The following is a 13,398-nucleotide window of genomic DNA, read 5'->3' as shown; positions in this document are numbered from 1 at the left end:
TCTTATTTCGGGGAATATAAAGGACGGCGCAGAAAAAAATATTCGCTGCGATGGGTTGCAAACTCCATAAAAGCAGGGGTTGCAATGATATCATCAGGGAATGTTTTAAAGTTCTCTGGTGTAATGTATCTCCAGGTTACACCGCGCTCCTCTTGCAGGGAGAGCACCTCGATGGGGAAATTAAGCACAAATTGATTGAGGAACTCCTGTTTGGCAGCGGTCCATGCTGCAGTGCTGCCCAGGTTACGTGGCCAGGTATATAACTTATGGGCTTCTATGGCCTTTCCACCTTCATCCATATAGGTAGATTGTTTTAAGATGAGATCGCTGAGATTGACGGTCTTAATATCCCCTGTCAATGATCTTTCTTTTTCCACGATCAGGATAGCTTTTGCACTGAAATAAGGAATTGTGCTACCTGCGTTTTGTTCTTCTTTTAGGTCATCAATGCATACATATCTGCCTTTCTGAAGTGTGAGGGGCTTTTGTGCGGTAAATTCCTGGCTAGAATCAGACATATAATTGTGTTTTTTGTGAAATTACTTAAATAGTGATTAATATCATTGTGCAGGTGAAATTTAGGTGTCAAACATTGCATAATAATGATGTTTTCGGTGAAACTTTGCACATTTTTTGTTGTTTAGACATCAAGTTAATCCATTAACAGCTTTAAGCATGAGCCCTAATCCAAAAAAAATAGTCATCGTAGGCGGAGGTTTTGCCGGTGTAAACCTGGCGAAAAAGTTATCTGATCACGACGCCTTCGATGTTGTTCTTGTTGATAAAAACAATTATAACTTCTTTCCTCCTTTAATCTATCAGGTAGCTACAGGTTACCTTGAAACTTCGAATATCAGCTATCCGTTCCGTAAATTGTTCAGGGGTGTAAAGAATTTTTCGTTTAGATTGGGAGAACTGGAAGAGGTGCTTCCTGACCAGAAAAAACTGGTGCTTTCTACCGGGGAAATCAGTTATGATTACCTGGTTTTTGCAACAGGCTGCATCACCAATTATTTTGGAATGGAAGGCGTAGAAAAAAATTCTATTCCGATGAAGACCATTTCCGATGCGCTTCAATTGAAGAATACACTATTGGAAAGATTAGAACAGGCTTCCCGTGAAACTGATCCTGAGGTAAGGAAAAAACTATTGACCGTAGTTGTTGCCGGCGGCGGACCTACAGGGGTAGAGATTTCCGGAATGTTTGCCGAAATGAAAAGAACCATTGTTGCTAAAGATTATCCCGAACTGGCAGGTTCCAACGGAGATATTTACCTGGTTGATGGTCTAAAAGCATTATTGACACCCATGAGTGAGAAATCACAAAAATATGCTTATGATACGCTGTCTAAAAATGGTGTACAGATCAGGCTGAATGCAATGGTGAAAGACTTTACTGATGATACCGTTCATTTTGCTAATGGAGATACGATACAGACTAAAAACCTGATCTGGGCAGCCGGCGTTACAGCTATTGTTTTTAAAGGTATTCCAGAGAGTTCTTATGGCAGGGGTAAAAGAATGACCGTAGATGCCTACAATAAGGTATTGGGAATGGAAGATGTATATGCCATTGGAGATACCTGTATACAACTGACCGATAAAAACTTTCCTCAGGGACATCCGCAAGTGGCACAAGTGGCCATCCAGCAGGGCGATCTGTTGGGGAAAAACATGATTAAAGGCGTTAAAAATGAAGAGTTGAAGCCATTTGCTTATCACGATAAAGGGTCGATGGCCATTATTGGTAAAAATAAAGCTGTTGCCGACCTGCCAAAACCTAAATTGTTTTTCAGTGGTTTCATTGCCTTGATGATGTGGTTATTTATCCATTTACTGTCCCTGGTGAATTACAGGAACAGGATCAGAACACTCTACAACTGGGCTGTGGCTTACCTGACTAATGACCAGTCGCTGCGTATGATTGTAAGGCCGGCCACCAAGAAAACTTTACACTAAATCTCCAGCTAATATTACATTCATCAGGCAAAAGTAACGGCTTTTCATACACACTGTATTGCATTAGCTATTACTTTTGCCCTTATGGATGATTTCTTCGCTGCCAGGCTTCAAATGGCCTTTTCTTTAGGCTTCCACATCGTTTTCTCCTGTATAGGAATGGTCATGCCCTTCTTTATGTGTACTGCCCATTATTACTGGCTAAAGAAGAAAAAACCAGTATTTCTTGACGTTACCAAAGCATGGAGCAAAGGAGTGGCTATCTTTTTTGCAACGGGCGCCGTTTCGGGTACCGTTTTGTCTTTTGAGCTGGGACTGTTATGGCCCAAGTTTATGGAGCATGCAGGACCCATTTTTGGAATGCCCTTTTCTTTAGAAGGAACGGCCTTTTTTATTGAAGCGATAGCCTTAGGGTTTTATTTGTACGGGTGGAACCGTTTTCATCCTTGGTTCCATTGGTTTACAGGTGTAGTGGTAGGTATCACCGGTTTGTTATCGGGCATCCTGGTGGTTGCTGCCAATTCTTGGATGAACAGCCCTTCGGGCTTTGATTTTGTTAATGGCCAGTACCTGGACATAGACCCGATGAAAGCCATGTTTAATGCAGCCTGGTTTTCACAAGCGTTGCATATGTGTATTGCCGCATTTGTATCTACAGGTTTTGCCGTTGCAGGTGTACATGCCCTGATGATTTTAAAGGGGAAAAATACAGATTTTCACAGTAAGGCTTTTCGTATAGCAGCGATTTTTGCCACCGTTGCAGCTTGCCTTCAACCGCTGAGCGGGGATATTTCTGCAAGGGACGTTGCCCACAGACAGCCGGCAAAACTAGCTGCAATGGAAGCACTGTTCCATACAGAAAAAGGTGCTCCCCTGGTTATCGGAGGAATCCCCGATACGGCTACGAAAACCGTTAATTACGCGATTAAGGTGCCGAAACTGTTAAGCTTTATGGCTACACATGATTTTAATGCTGAAGTAAAGGGGCTGGACCGTGTGCCTAAAAAAGATCAGCCGCCAGTAGTTGTTCCCCATATCGCTTTTCAGATCATGGTGGGACTGGGAATGGCCATGATGGCTATTTCGGTGATCTATTTCATCGCCCTGATAAAAAAGAGAAGCTGGTCTGGCAGCCAATGGCTGCTGAAATTATTTGTTCTCGCTACGCCTATGGGTTATCTAGCCCTGGAAGCCGGCTGGACAGTGACAGAGGTTGGACGGCAGCCCTGGATTATCTATGGCGTGATGCGTACCTCTGAAGCAGTTACGCCAATGCCAGGCATCGCTTATTCCTTTTACCTTTTTACAGCGGTATATATTTCGCTGGCCATCATCGTAAGTTTGCTGCTATTTCGGCAAATTACTATGGTAGGCAAATTATACGATTCATCCGCAGATCATAAAACACGATAAATATGGTATACGTAGTAATAATTTTTCTGTGGACAGCCATTCTTTTATATATCCTGCTTGGAGGTGCTGATTATGGTGCCGGGATTATTGAACTGTTTACTTCAAAAGGCAACCGACACCGGACGCGCAAAAATATGTATGAAGCGATCGGGCCGGTGTGGGAAGCGAACCATATGTGGCTGATCATTGTGATCGTAATTCTTTTTGTTGGTTTTCCCAAAATTTATACCACCGTTTCCATTTATCTTCATATTCCGCTGGTTTGCATGCTGATGGGTATTATTGCCAGGGGAACCGCTTTTGTTTTCAGAAATTACGATGCCGTAAAAGATGATATGCAGAGGGTGTATACGCGAATATTTATCGTTTCCAGCGTATTAACCCCTTTTTTTCTTGGAATCATTGCCGCAAGTGCAGTTTCTTCGCAGATCGATCTGCGAGCGCAGGATTTTGTTTCTGCTTATATCTATAGCTGGCTAAGCTGGTTTTCTATAGCGGTAGGCATATTTACAGTGACGATCTGTGCTTACCTGGCTGCTGTTTTTATTATCGGGCAGGCGGAAGATGAGGCCGACCGTAAGCTGTTCACCAGGAAAGCCCGTTATCTGATCTTTATTGTAATGGGGGCAGGGGCGTTGGTTTTTCTTGCTGCCCATTTTGAACATATCCCTTTGCTGCACTGGATTTTTAGTGATGTGCCGGGTACCATTGCCATTATATTGGCTACCATTTCCCTGGTGATCATGTTTTATTACCTGAACAGGAATGCTCCGGTGCTCTTACGACTGCTGGCAGGTTTCCAGGTAGCAATGATCCTTTTTGCAGCTACCTACAGCCACTTTCCTGACATTATCCTGCTGAAAGGTGGACAGAACCTTTCCCTGCTTACCCACCAGGGAGAGTTTAAAACAATCCAGGCTTTGGGTTACGCACTGTTGATTGGCAGTATTTTTATCCTGCCTGCGCTGGGCTACCTGATCTATAGTTTTCAGAAAAAAGGGAGTGCAACTGCAGAGCATTAGAAATATCAGCCCAGCATCACAAAAATGGTGCTCTACTAATCGGCTTCTGTTAATCGTGCGGAATTAATTACGTTTGTATTTTATCAATAGCGCTATATATTTTTATGGAAGATTCCAATTTTTTGAGACTCAGTAAACTGACAGAAGGAGATTACGAAGCATTTTTATACGACTGCGATGGTACACTGGCCGATAACATGCCTGCCCATGCCGCAACTTATGTAGAAGTAGCGAAAGGTTATAATGTTGACATGGACCCTGCTATTATCGACGAACTGGCCGGCTGGCCAATAGCCAATGTAGTGGAAGAGTTAAACCTGCGTTATGGTGCTACAATGGACCCTACAGAATTCAGATCGCGGAAGGCCCAGGTTTTTGCCGATAAATATATCAGTAAGGTATTACCCATTCCTTATGTGGTAGAACATTTAAAGGTGAACTCGAAGAAGGTACGTATAGCGGTAGTATCGGGAGGCGATCGTATTGCCGTGCAGCATACACTCGAACTGATTGGCGTAAGTGAATATGTAGAGGTATTGGTTTGTGCAGGCGAAACACTAAGAGGAAAACCTTTTGCAGATCCGTTTTTGAAAGCTGCAGAATTGCTGGGTGTTGATCCTAAGAAGTGCCTGGTTTTTGAAGATGGGGTTCCTGGTGTAAAGGCTGCTGAAGCAGCAGGCATGCACTGGGTGAGGATTGACCAGTTTAAATTTGGATAAGTAATTGCTTCATCACTTACTATAAAAGGCCTTCAAAAGCTAAAACATTTTTGTAATGAAAAGATCCGGGACAGCAGATATGCCGCTTCATTATGGCCATATTCCAAAATGGCTGGCCGAACGTATGTCCCGTTTAGGATTAGCGATTACTGAAGCTATTATTACAGAGTATGGTACCGCTGAAGTACTGCGACGGTTAAGTGATCCTTTCTGGTTTCAAAGTATGGGAGCGGTAATGGGAATGGACTGGCATTCCTCCGGTATTACCACTTCGGTAATGGGTGCTTTAAAAAGTGCCGTTAACCCGCTTTCAAAAGAATTAGGCTTATATATTTGTGGGGGTAAAGGTAAATCTTCTAAAAACACCCCTCAGGAACTGCTGTATTACAGTGACCGGAACGGTTTAAATGGTACTGAACTGGTGCGCTGCAGTAAGCTGAGTGCCAAAGTAGATAACACCGCACTGCAGGATGGTTTCCAGCTGTATATGCATAGTTTTATTGTTAATACAGAAGGTTTGTGGACAGTGGTGCAGCAGGGAATGCAGGACGGGAGTTCTACTGCAAGGCGTTACCACTGGCATTCTTCTGCTATGCAGTCGTTTGTAGATGCCCCACATACCGCTATCTGCGGGTTAAACCAGGGGCCTATTCTGAACATGGTAGCTAAAGAGGCTTTACCTTCCCGTGAAGCTATTTTGTCCATGACTACGGAGAGTCCTTCAAGAATGATCGCCGAGGTACAGCAACTGATTATGCCACGTCATCATGAGGTGAAATCAAAGGATATCGATCTTAAGCGCCTTGGGGCAATGCTGTGGCTCACACATGAAAAGCAGCCCGCTGATTTTGAAGAACTACTTTTATTGCAGGGAATGGGTCCCCGAACGCTTCAGTCTATGGCCCTGGTGAGTGAAGTGATCTATGGAACGCCTTCCCGCTTTAGCGACCCGGCACGGTTTTCCTTCGCCCATGGCGGAAAAGACGGTCACCCTTTTCCGGTACCCATTAAAGTATATGATGAGACACTCAGCGTTTTATCCAAAGCCATTGAAATGGCCAAAATAGGGCAGAGCGATAAAATCCACGCGATTCATCAACTAAGTGAACTTTCACGTCAGGCGGAAAAAGATTTTACACCGAACGACAACTTTGATCAATTGATTGAAAAAGAGCGTGATGAGTCGTGGAAGTACGGTGGTAAAACGATTTTTGGCGATGCAAAACCACCAAAAGACGGACAGCTCAACCTATTTTAGGGTTTATTTTTTATATTTAAAGAATTGAACCTGACTGTTTTCTTGCAACCAAAGGAAAACAGATTAATTAAACAGCCAAAATGAACAAAATTTACCTTCTCGCATTACTCTTTCCTTTAGGAACAGGAGTGATGGCACAAAAACTACCCTCAGCCACAATATATACTACTGCTGAAGGTTCAGACCTGCGCCTGTCAAAGACAGGAACCCTTAGCTTTACTGATCTCAGCCAGCCTAAAGAAACGCAGGTATGCATATTTGTAGATCCCACCCATACTTTTCAAACGCTGGTAGGAATTGGCGGTGCCATTACTGACGCTACTGCAGAAACCTTTGCAAAATTGCCTAAGAAAGAACAGCAGGAATTGCTGACTGCCTATTATGATAAAGAAAAAGGAATTGGCTTTACACTGGCCAGAACAAGTATTCACAGTTCTGATTTTTCAAGTGAAAGTTACACCTATGTAAAAGATAATGATGCCGAACTGAAAACTTTTGATGTGAAGCATGATGAGAAATACCGTATTCCCCTGATCAAACAGGCTATTCAGGCCGCAGGAGGTAAACTGACTATGTTTGTGAGCCCATGGAGCCCGCCGGCATGGATGAAAGATAACAACAGTATGTTACATGGAGGGAAATTGAAACCTGAGTTTAGACAGAACTGGGCTAATTATTATGTGAAATTTATTAAAACCTATGAGGCCAAAGGTATGCCTATCTGGGGATTAACCGTTCAGAATGAACCTATGGCCAGTCAGACCTGGGAATCCTGTAATTTTACGGCTGAAGAAGAACGTGATTTTATTAAACAATATTTAGGTCCGACTTTACAGAAAGAGGGACTTTCTGATAAAAAACTGATTGCATGGGACCATAACCGCGACCAGGTTTATCAGCGTGCCAATACCATCCTTAGCGATCCGGAGGCAGCAAAATATGTTTGGGGCATTGGTTATCACTGGTATGAAACATGGACAGGAAGCGGCATGCTGTTCGATAATGTGAAACTGGTTAAAGAGGCTTTCCCAGACAAACAGCTGATTTTTACAGAGGGATGTGTTGAAAAGTTCAACATTGACAGTATTGGCAGCTGGGCATTAGGAGAAAGATATGGTTATTCAATGATCAATGATTTTAACAGTGGTACAGCTGCATGGACAGACTGGAACATGCTGCTAGATGAAAAAGGCGGACCAAACCATGTGGGGAATTTCTGTTTTGCACCCGTTCATGCAGATACGAAAACGGGGAAGCTGACTTATACTAATTCTTATTATTATATGGGGCAGTTTTCTAAGTTTATCCATCCCGGTGCAAAAAGGATTGTAAGTTCTTCAAACCGCGATAAACTGATCACTACAGCCTTCATCAACCCTGATGGCAAAACGGCCGTAGTGGTGATGAATAAATCAAATGATAAACTGCCATATTATATCTGGATAGCTGGCAAAGCGGCCGAAACGGTAAGTTTGCCACACTCCATTTCTACGATTATTATTGAATAAAAAGTTAATACTTTCCGCAGGTTTGGTCAAAGTATTGAACCTGCGGAAGTATTTGCGTTTAATGCCACAGTTTGCCGGTTTTTTTTAGTTATTGGCATAGATTATGAATAAATTCGGCATTCAATACCGATTTTCATGAAGCGCTGGCAACTGGGGTTATGCCTTATTAATATTTTTCTTCTTTCAGGTTGCGGTGTTTTAATGCGGAACAGACAAACCAACCATCATGGTGTGGAAACGCATGACTATAACCTACCGGTAATTACTTATCCCAGTAATGATTCCACCACTAAAAAATTGCTGATACTTTTTTCTGGTGACGGGGGATGGCTTGATTTTGAAGATCAGCTTTCTACCGGTTTTGCCGCTCAGGGCTTTGAAACTATTGGTTTTAATTCCAGGAGTTATTTCTGGACAGGGAGAACGCCGCAGCAAACGGCAGATGATGTAGTGCTGCTGATCAATAAATACGCTGCCCTTTACAAAACGAACAGAATTTATCTCTGCGGTTACTCCTTTGGTGCCGATGTGGTACCTTTTATCTATAACCGGCTGCCTACCAACATGAAAAATAAGGTAGTAGCCCTTGAACTGCTGTCTCCATTTGCCACTTCAGATTTTATGGTACACACTTCCGATCTGCTGAATATAGCGGGCGATGATAAGCCCTATAAAGTATTACCTGAAATAGAGCAGGTTAAGATTCCTGTTTTTTGCTTTTACGGTGAAAAGGAAGATCCTAAACCCATGGAGTTTATACAGCGGAGGAATTTTACGCTGAAGGATTTACCTGGCGACCATCATTATGATCCTTCATGTTATCCTGATATTTTAGCTGCGATGCGAGGTTTAAGAAGGAGCCAGTTGTTCAGGTATCGTTTATGGCGGCCATAGGACAAAACTTATTAAATCATCTTAAAAACTAGACAGTATATGGATCATGGATTCCTCTTTGAAAAGTAATTTTATGGTGCAGCAAGTCAAAAAAGGATTTGACAGGCAGGAATAAAAATCAAATACTAATACATTTGCGACCATTATATAAAAGAGCATTTTCTAATGAATCACCAGATCACCAAAATACAATCGGTAATTGAGCCGTTAAGACAGGAAATTATTAATCATAAGGTATATTCAGTTATCACTCATCTGGATGACCTTAAGATATTTATGCAATATCATGTATATGCAGTATGGGATTTTATGTCCTTGCTTAAATCACTGCAAATTGGATTAACCTGTACTACTACGCCATGGTTTCCCGTTGGTACGGCAAATACGAGATACCTGATCAATGAGATTGTAACCGGTGAAGAATCTGATGTGGATGGTGAAGGTGTACGTAAGAGTCATTATGAGATGTACCTGGAAGCGATGGAGCAATGCGGAGCAGATGCCACAGCAATTCATCAATTCATTCATACATTAAAAGAGACAGGTAACCTTGAGCAAGCTTATATTATCGCGGGAGTTCCAAAGGAAGCGAGGGAATTTGTAGATTTTACGTTTAAAGTGATCAATAGCAAAACATCGTATCTACAGTCGGCTGCTTTTACATTCGGCAGGGAGGATCTGATTCCTAATATGTTCATCTCTATTGTGGGTGACCTGAATAGAAAATTTCCTGATCAGCTGTCCCTGATCAAATATTATCTCGACCGTCATATCGAAGTTGATGGAGATCATCACAGCAATCTGGCTTTGGAAATGACTGCTGAATTGTGCGGCGATGATGAAGATAAATGGAAAGCCGCCGAAGAAGTTACTGTAGCGTCATTGCAGCAGCGAATTAATCTTTGGAACGGAGTATATAATAAGATTATGCGGTCAAAGATCATAGCATAGATTTTAATCGTTAATAAGATAATAGATACAACTACCTTATTTGTTCAATAAATTCTTTTTAAAACAATCTTTAATTCAAATATTAATTATTTATCTTTAAGGTAGTGTTTGAAGAGTTGAATAAATTATTAATTTTATATGGTTAAAAGAAGGATGCTGAAATGTCTGATCAATCTGTAAAACAAAAAAAAGAATATAAGAAAGATGTAGTTACCAGTATAGTAAGGGATTATACCAATGATCCTTATTTTGTAAAAAAAGCTGATGCTTCCCAGAAGTTTCTGGAGGAACATGGTTTTCCAAAATATCTTGATGCCAGAAAATAATCTAATTATAAGAGAAATACAGCCCAGGGATAATGCTGCAATGGCTTTAATACTGAGGCAGAGTTTAGAAGAATTTGGATTAGCTATTCCAGGAACAGCCTATTTTGATGAAAGTACAGATCGTTTGTATGAGTCTTTCCGGGTAGAGGGCAGCAAATATTTCATAGCCCTTTCAGGTGAAGAAGTTATTGGCGGTGTTGGTTTATATCCTTCAGATGGATTGCCCGATGATACTGTAGAGCTGGTGAAAATGTACCTGGCTCCTTCATATCGAGGAAAAGGGCTGGGGAAAACACTGATGCGTAAATGTATTGACCTGGCAGGAACGATGGGGTATAAAAAAATATATCTTGAATCGATGCCTGAATTGAAGGATGCCGTTTCGGCTTATAAAAAATTGGGCTTTGAGTTACTGGATCAGCCCGTTGGGAATACAGGTCATTTTTCCTGTACGATCTGGATGTTGTATACGATAACGGGATAGAATCAGCCGGTTCTCTGACTAAGGTGAGAGAACCGGTTAATATTATTCAGATATCAATGTGATCTCGTGGTCGCCGATCATGATCAAACGCTCTTTATATAGCGCTCCTGTAGTCTTTTTAAATGCTTTCTTGCTGATCTTTAAGATCTCATAAATGTCTTCAGGTGAACTTTTATCGCCTAAGGCTAACACGCCTTTATTCTCTTCTAAAAGTTTAATCAGTACTTCTTTTGTGTCCAGGATATGGCCATAACCCATAGGTTGTAGGCTCAAATCGATCTTTCCGCCTATACGTACTTTTTTAATCCATCCTTTTCTTATTTCACCAGGGTTCAGCTGATCAAATAATTCGTTGGTATACAATAAACCTATGTATTTATTATCAATGATGGCATTGTAGCCTAAATCGCTCCGGTCTGCAATTAGTAAGCTTACTTCATCTCCTTCTTCAAAATTTATCTCTTCCTCTTCAACATAATTGGTTAATCTGGAAGAAGCTACCATACGGTCATTACTATCGTCCAGGAAAACATATACCACATGTTTATCACCTTTAAACATGGGGCGTTTTTGTTCTTTTTCAGGAACATAGATATCTTTATCAATACCAATATCCATAAAAACACCGTTTTCACCATCTTCTACAACGGTCAGGTAAGCGAAATCACCTACGCAAGCTAAGGGTTTCTGTGTAGTGGCATGTAGTTTACCATCTTTGTTCATGTACACAAAAACATTTATGTTATGGCCTATTTCTGCATCTTTTGGAACGTGGTTATAAGCCAGCAGCGCTTCTTTATCGCCATCAGAAAGGATAAGGCCTGTTTCCGTTTTGTTTATAATCCGCAGCTCGTTGTATTGTCCTATCTGTATCATTTAGTGTTTACTGTTATTCAATCTGCAAAGGTAGCATATTTAAGATGGCTATGGTCATCTTAGAAATTATTAGAACTTATATATAGGCTAGTTGTTAAATACTTATAATTGTATATCATGGATAAATCTGAACTTATTCCTGTAAAAACTGCTTTCCAGCCGATAGCAGATGAAAATTGCAGGGTACTTCTTTTGGGCACGATGCCTGGAGACCGCTCTTTGAGCCTCCAGCAATATTACGGACATGCCGGTAATCATTTCTGGAAACTCATTTATACGCTTTTTAATGAGCCGCTGGCTGCAGATTATGAATCCAGAAAGGATTTTTTATTACAGCATGAAATTGCTTTATGGGATGTGCTGGAATCCTGTACCTGTGAAGGAAGTCTGGACAGTAACATCAAAAATGAAGTGGTCAATGATTTTACAGCTTTTTATCAGCAATACCCAAAGATTAGCCATGTCTTTTTCGACAGTAAAAAAGCGGAGGAATTTTACCTGCGTCATGTGAAAAAAAGTGAGGATAAGATCTATCATTTATTGCCTTCGCCAAGCAGGGCCAATGCGTCAAAAACTTTTGAGCAAAAGCTTGAAGCATGGAAGGAATTACTGCTTTATGTTGGGCAGTAAATCGTATAAGGTATCATTCAGGATGCTTATCTTTGCCCTGAATGAATGCTATTATCTCAAAAAATAAGCACAGGGTATTTTTAAGTACCTTTTTTTTTATGTCCGGGTTCAGTTTTGCAACCTGGGCGTCAAGGATCCCTACCATCAAAATGGCTTTTGGTTTTAATGATGCTGAATTGGGTTCTATACTGCTTGCCATGCCCATTGGGTCTCTGATCGGCTTACCCATTACAGGGTGGCTGGTGTCAAAATATAATAGTCGTGTTCCCTTAGCTGTTGGATATGGCCTGAATTCTGTAGCGATGGCCTTAATTGGTTTTACGCATAGTACTGTTGCACTGATTGTAGCTGTGGTACTCTTTGCTTTTACATCGCGTATTTTCAATATTTCTATGAATACCCAGGCTATCACTGTTCAGAAGCTGTTTGATAAAAAGATCAACGGATCTTTTCATGGTTTCTGGAGCACCGGGGGGATTATCGGAGTAGCCTTTTCTACAGCGATGCTTGCGCTTAATGTTTCTTTACAGGTGCATTTTTTGATCGTATGTGGTATCACCTTACTCATTACCTGTTATGCTTTTCAGTTTCTACTGGCAAATGACAGGTCGACGAGTGGTAATAAGATTATTCTTGGCAAGCCTGATCCTTATATCCTATGTTTGGGAATAGTAGCTTTCCTTTCTGCTATTTGCGAGGGAGGGATGTTCGACTGGAGCGGGATTTATTTTCAGCAGGTGCTGAACATTAAGATCTTTACTTATGGGTATTTAATCTTTATGCTGTTTATGGCGGCGTCAAGATTCCTTTCCGACTTCGTGATTGGAAAAATAGGGATGGCGGGTACTTATATCTTGAGTGCATTGTTTATTGTTTCAGGAATTGCCATGGCCACACTGGTGCCGCAGTTCTGGACAGCCATGATTGGTTTTTCACTGGTAGGCTTTGGTACCGCATCAGTCATTCCGATGTCGTATTCGATGGCGGGCAACTCCAGGAAGTATTCTGCAGGAATGGCTATTTCTATTATTGCTACCTACTATATCACAGGGACATTTTTAGGCCCTCCGCTAATTGGTTATCTATCGCATGCTTTCGGGTTGCGGATTGCATTTATTGTATTTGGATTTTGCGGGCTGATGCTGATTCCTATTTCACAGCTGGTCTTTAAGTACCAGAAAAACGAAATAGCATAAATATTAAACAGCTTAAAAGCGTAACCTTAAAAATATTTTGAGGTTGATATAATAATCTCTATTTATTAGCGTCTATATATACGAGAGCGTTAATTTAGATGGCGGGGATATTGCGAAAGTGATATCCCCGTCTCTTTTTTTAAATAGCCTGTATCAAACAAT

General features: G+C 41.3%; 14 protein-coding genes. 12 read left to right on the top strand and 2 right to left on the bottom strand.

All coding sequences use genetic code 11. The features are described from left to right. Positions 1 to 2: 2 nt before the first annotated feature. Complete coding sequence (locus tag GSQ84_RS04290) at positions 3 to 518, bottom strand: hypothetical protein (protein WP_158796006.1); 516 nt, start codon at positions 516 to 518, stop codon at positions 3 to 5. 157 nt (positions 519 to 675) lie between these two features. On the opposite strand from GSQ84_RS04290, the gene GSQ84_RS04285 reads away from it, so the two are divergent. The 10 genes from GSQ84_RS04285 (at position 676) to GSQ84_RS04240 (ending at position 10,534) form a co-directional block, all read left to right on the top strand. Further along, complete coding sequence (locus tag GSQ84_RS04285) at positions 676 to 1,959, top strand: NAD(P)/FAD-dependent oxidoreductase (RefSeq protein ID WP_158796005.1); 1,284 nt, start codon at positions 676 to 678, stop codon at positions 1,957 to 1,959. 84 nt (positions 1,960 to 2,043) lie between these two features. Then, positions 2,044 to 3,372: a cytochrome ubiquinol oxidase subunit I gene (locus tag GSQ84_RS04280; protein ID WP_158796004.1), complete on the top strand. Its 1,329-nt coding sequence runs from the start codon at positions 2,044 to 2,046 to the stop codon at positions 3,370 to 3,372. Positions 3,373 to 3,374: 2 nt separating this feature from the next. Beyond that, positions 3,375 to 4,394: a cytochrome d ubiquinol oxidase subunit II gene (locus GSQ84_RS04275; RefSeq protein ID WP_158796003.1), complete on the top strand. Its 1,020-nt coding sequence runs from the start codon at positions 3,375 to 3,377 to the stop codon at positions 4,392 to 4,394. Positions 4,395 to 4,498: 104 nt separating this feature from the next. Further along, the gene (locus GSQ84_RS04270) at positions 4,499 to 5,113 is read left to right on the top strand and encodes an HAD family phosphatase (protein ID WP_158796002.1); all 615 of its coding nucleotides are present in this window, start codon (positions 4,499 to 4,501) and stop codon (positions 5,111 to 5,113) included. A gap of 55 nt (positions 5,114 to 5,168) precedes the next feature. After that, positions 5,169 to 6,371 carry a DUF763 domain-containing protein gene (locus GSQ84_RS04265; protein ID WP_158796001.1) on the top strand — a complete coding sequence of 401 codons (1,203 nt, stop codon included), beginning with the start codon at positions 5,169 to 5,171 and terminating at the stop codon, positions 6,369 to 6,371. An 80-nt stretch (positions 6,372 to 6,451) separates the two neighbouring features. Further along, positions 6,452 to 7,879, top strand: a complete 1,428-nt coding sequence (locus GSQ84_RS04260; protein WP_158796000.1) for a glycoside hydrolase family 30 protein — start codon at positions 6,452 to 6,454, stop codon at positions 7,877 to 7,879. A 135-nt stretch (positions 7,880 to 8,014) separates the two neighbouring features. Beyond that, positions 8,015 to 8,773: an AcvB/VirJ family lysyl-phosphatidylglycerol hydrolase gene (locus GSQ84_RS04255; protein ID WP_158795999.1), complete on the top strand. Its 759-nt coding sequence runs from the start codon at positions 8,015 to 8,017 to the stop codon at positions 8,771 to 8,773. Positions 8,774 to 8,938: 165 nt separating this feature from the next. After that, positions 8,939 to 9,724 (top strand): DUF3050 domain-containing protein, encoded by a 786-nt coding sequence (locus GSQ84_RS04250; protein ID WP_158795998.1) that lies wholly within the window; start codon positions 8,939 to 8,941, stop codon positions 9,722 to 9,724. 161 nt (positions 9,725 to 9,885) lie between these two features. Then, positions 9,886 to 10,050, top strand: coding sequence for a hypothetical protein (locus tag GSQ84_RS04245; protein WP_158795997.1), 165 nt, complete (start codon positions 9,886 to 9,888; stop codon positions 10,048 to 10,050). Continuing rightward, positions 10,037 to 10,534, top strand: a complete 498-nt coding sequence (locus tag GSQ84_RS04240; RefSeq protein WP_158795996.1) for a GNAT family N-acetyltransferase — start codon at positions 10,037 to 10,039, stop codon at positions 10,532 to 10,534. Before GSQ84_RS04245 ends, GSQ84_RS04240 begins: the two co-directional genes overlap by 14 nt. 42 nt (positions 10,535 to 10,576) lie before the next feature. Here GSQ84_RS04240 and GSQ84_RS04235 read toward each other — a convergent pair whose 3' ends face one another. Continuing rightward, the gene (locus GSQ84_RS04235; protein ID WP_158795995.1) at positions 10,577 to 11,410 is read right to left on the bottom strand and encodes a S1 RNA-binding domain-containing protein; all 834 of its coding nucleotides are present in this window, start codon (positions 11,408 to 11,410) and stop codon (positions 10,577 to 10,579) included. Positions 11,411 to 11,527: 117 nt separating this feature from the next. Between GSQ84_RS04235 and GSQ84_RS04230 the strand changes: the two genes are divergently transcribed. Together GSQ84_RS04230 and GSQ84_RS04225 are read left to right on the top strand one after the other, a co-directional pair. Beyond that, entirely contained in the window at positions 11,528 to 12,040 is a 513-nt protein-coding gene (locus GSQ84_RS04230; RefSeq protein WP_158795994.1) for a DNA-deoxyinosine glycosylase, read from the top strand. Between the two features lie 98 nt (positions 12,041 to 12,138). Continuing rightward, positions 12,139 to 13,236, top strand: coding sequence for an MFS transporter (locus GSQ84_RS04225; RefSeq protein ID WP_254070775.1), 1,098 nt, complete (start codon positions 12,139 to 12,141; stop codon positions 13,234 to 13,236). The last annotated feature ends 162 nt before the right edge of the window (positions 13,237 to 13,398 follow it).

The organism is Pedobacter sp. L105 (genome assembly GCF_009765875.1).
Lineage (GTDB): Bacteria > Bacteroidota > Bacteroidia > Sphingobacteriales > Sphingobacteriaceae > Pedobacter.
The sequence above is the reverse complement of the archived record's forward strand: the minus strand, read 5'-3'. Positions and strand labels throughout refer to the sequence as shown.

Bases quoted from the DNA above. Each gene is read 5' to 3' on its own strand.
- GSQ84_RS04235 (WP_158795995.1), bottom strand. From the start codon at position 11,410: ATGATACAGATAGGACAATACAACGAGCTGCGGATTATAAACAAAACG.
- GSQ84_RS04250 (WP_158795998.1), top strand. From the start codon at position 8,939: ATGAATCACCAGATCACCAAAATACAATCGGTAATTGAGCCGTTAAGA.
- GSQ84_RS04280 (WP_158796004.1), top strand. From the start codon at position 2,044: ATGGATGATTTCTTCGCTGCCAGGCTTCAAATGGCCTTTTCTTTAGGC.
- GSQ84_RS04225 (WP_254070775.1), top strand. From the start codon at position 12,139: ATGTCCGGGTTCAGTTTTGCAACCTGGGCGTCAAGGATCCCTACCATC.
- GSQ84_RS04245 (WP_158795997.1), top strand. From the start codon at position 9,886: ATGTCTGATCAATCTGTAAAACAAAAAAAAGAATATAAGAAAGATGTA.
- GSQ84_RS04290 (WP_158796006.1), bottom strand. From the start codon at position 518: ATGTCTGATTCTAGCCAGGAATTTACCGCACAAAAGCCCCTCACACTT.
- GSQ84_RS04260 (WP_158796000.1), top strand. From the start codon at position 6,452: ATGAACAAAATTTACCTTCTCGCATTACTCTTTCCTTTAGGAACAGGA.
- GSQ84_RS04240 (WP_158795996.1), top strand. From the start codon at position 10,037: ATGCCAGAAAATAATCTAATTATAAGAGAAATACAGCCCAGGGATAAT.
- GSQ84_RS04275 (WP_158796003.1), top strand. From the start codon at position 3,375: ATGGTATACGTAGTAATAATTTTTCTGTGGACAGCCATTCTTTTATAT.
- GSQ84_RS04270 (WP_158796002.1), top strand. From the start codon at position 4,499: ATGGAAGATTCCAATTTTTTGAGACTCAGTAAACTGACAGAAGGAGAT.
- GSQ84_RS04285 (WP_158796005.1), top strand. From the start codon at position 676: ATGAGCCCTAATCCAAAAAAAATAGTCATCGTAGGCGGAGGTTTTGCC.
- GSQ84_RS04255 (WP_158795999.1), top strand. From the start codon at position 8,015: ATGAAGCGCTGGCAACTGGGGTTATGCCTTATTAATATTTTTCTTCTT.
- GSQ84_RS04230 (WP_158795994.1), top strand. From the start codon at position 11,528: ATGGATAAATCTGAACTTATTCCTGTAAAAACTGCTTTCCAGCCGATA.
- GSQ84_RS04265 (WP_158796001.1), top strand. From the start codon at position 5,169: ATGAAAAGATCCGGGACAGCAGATATGCCGCTTCATTATGGCCATATT.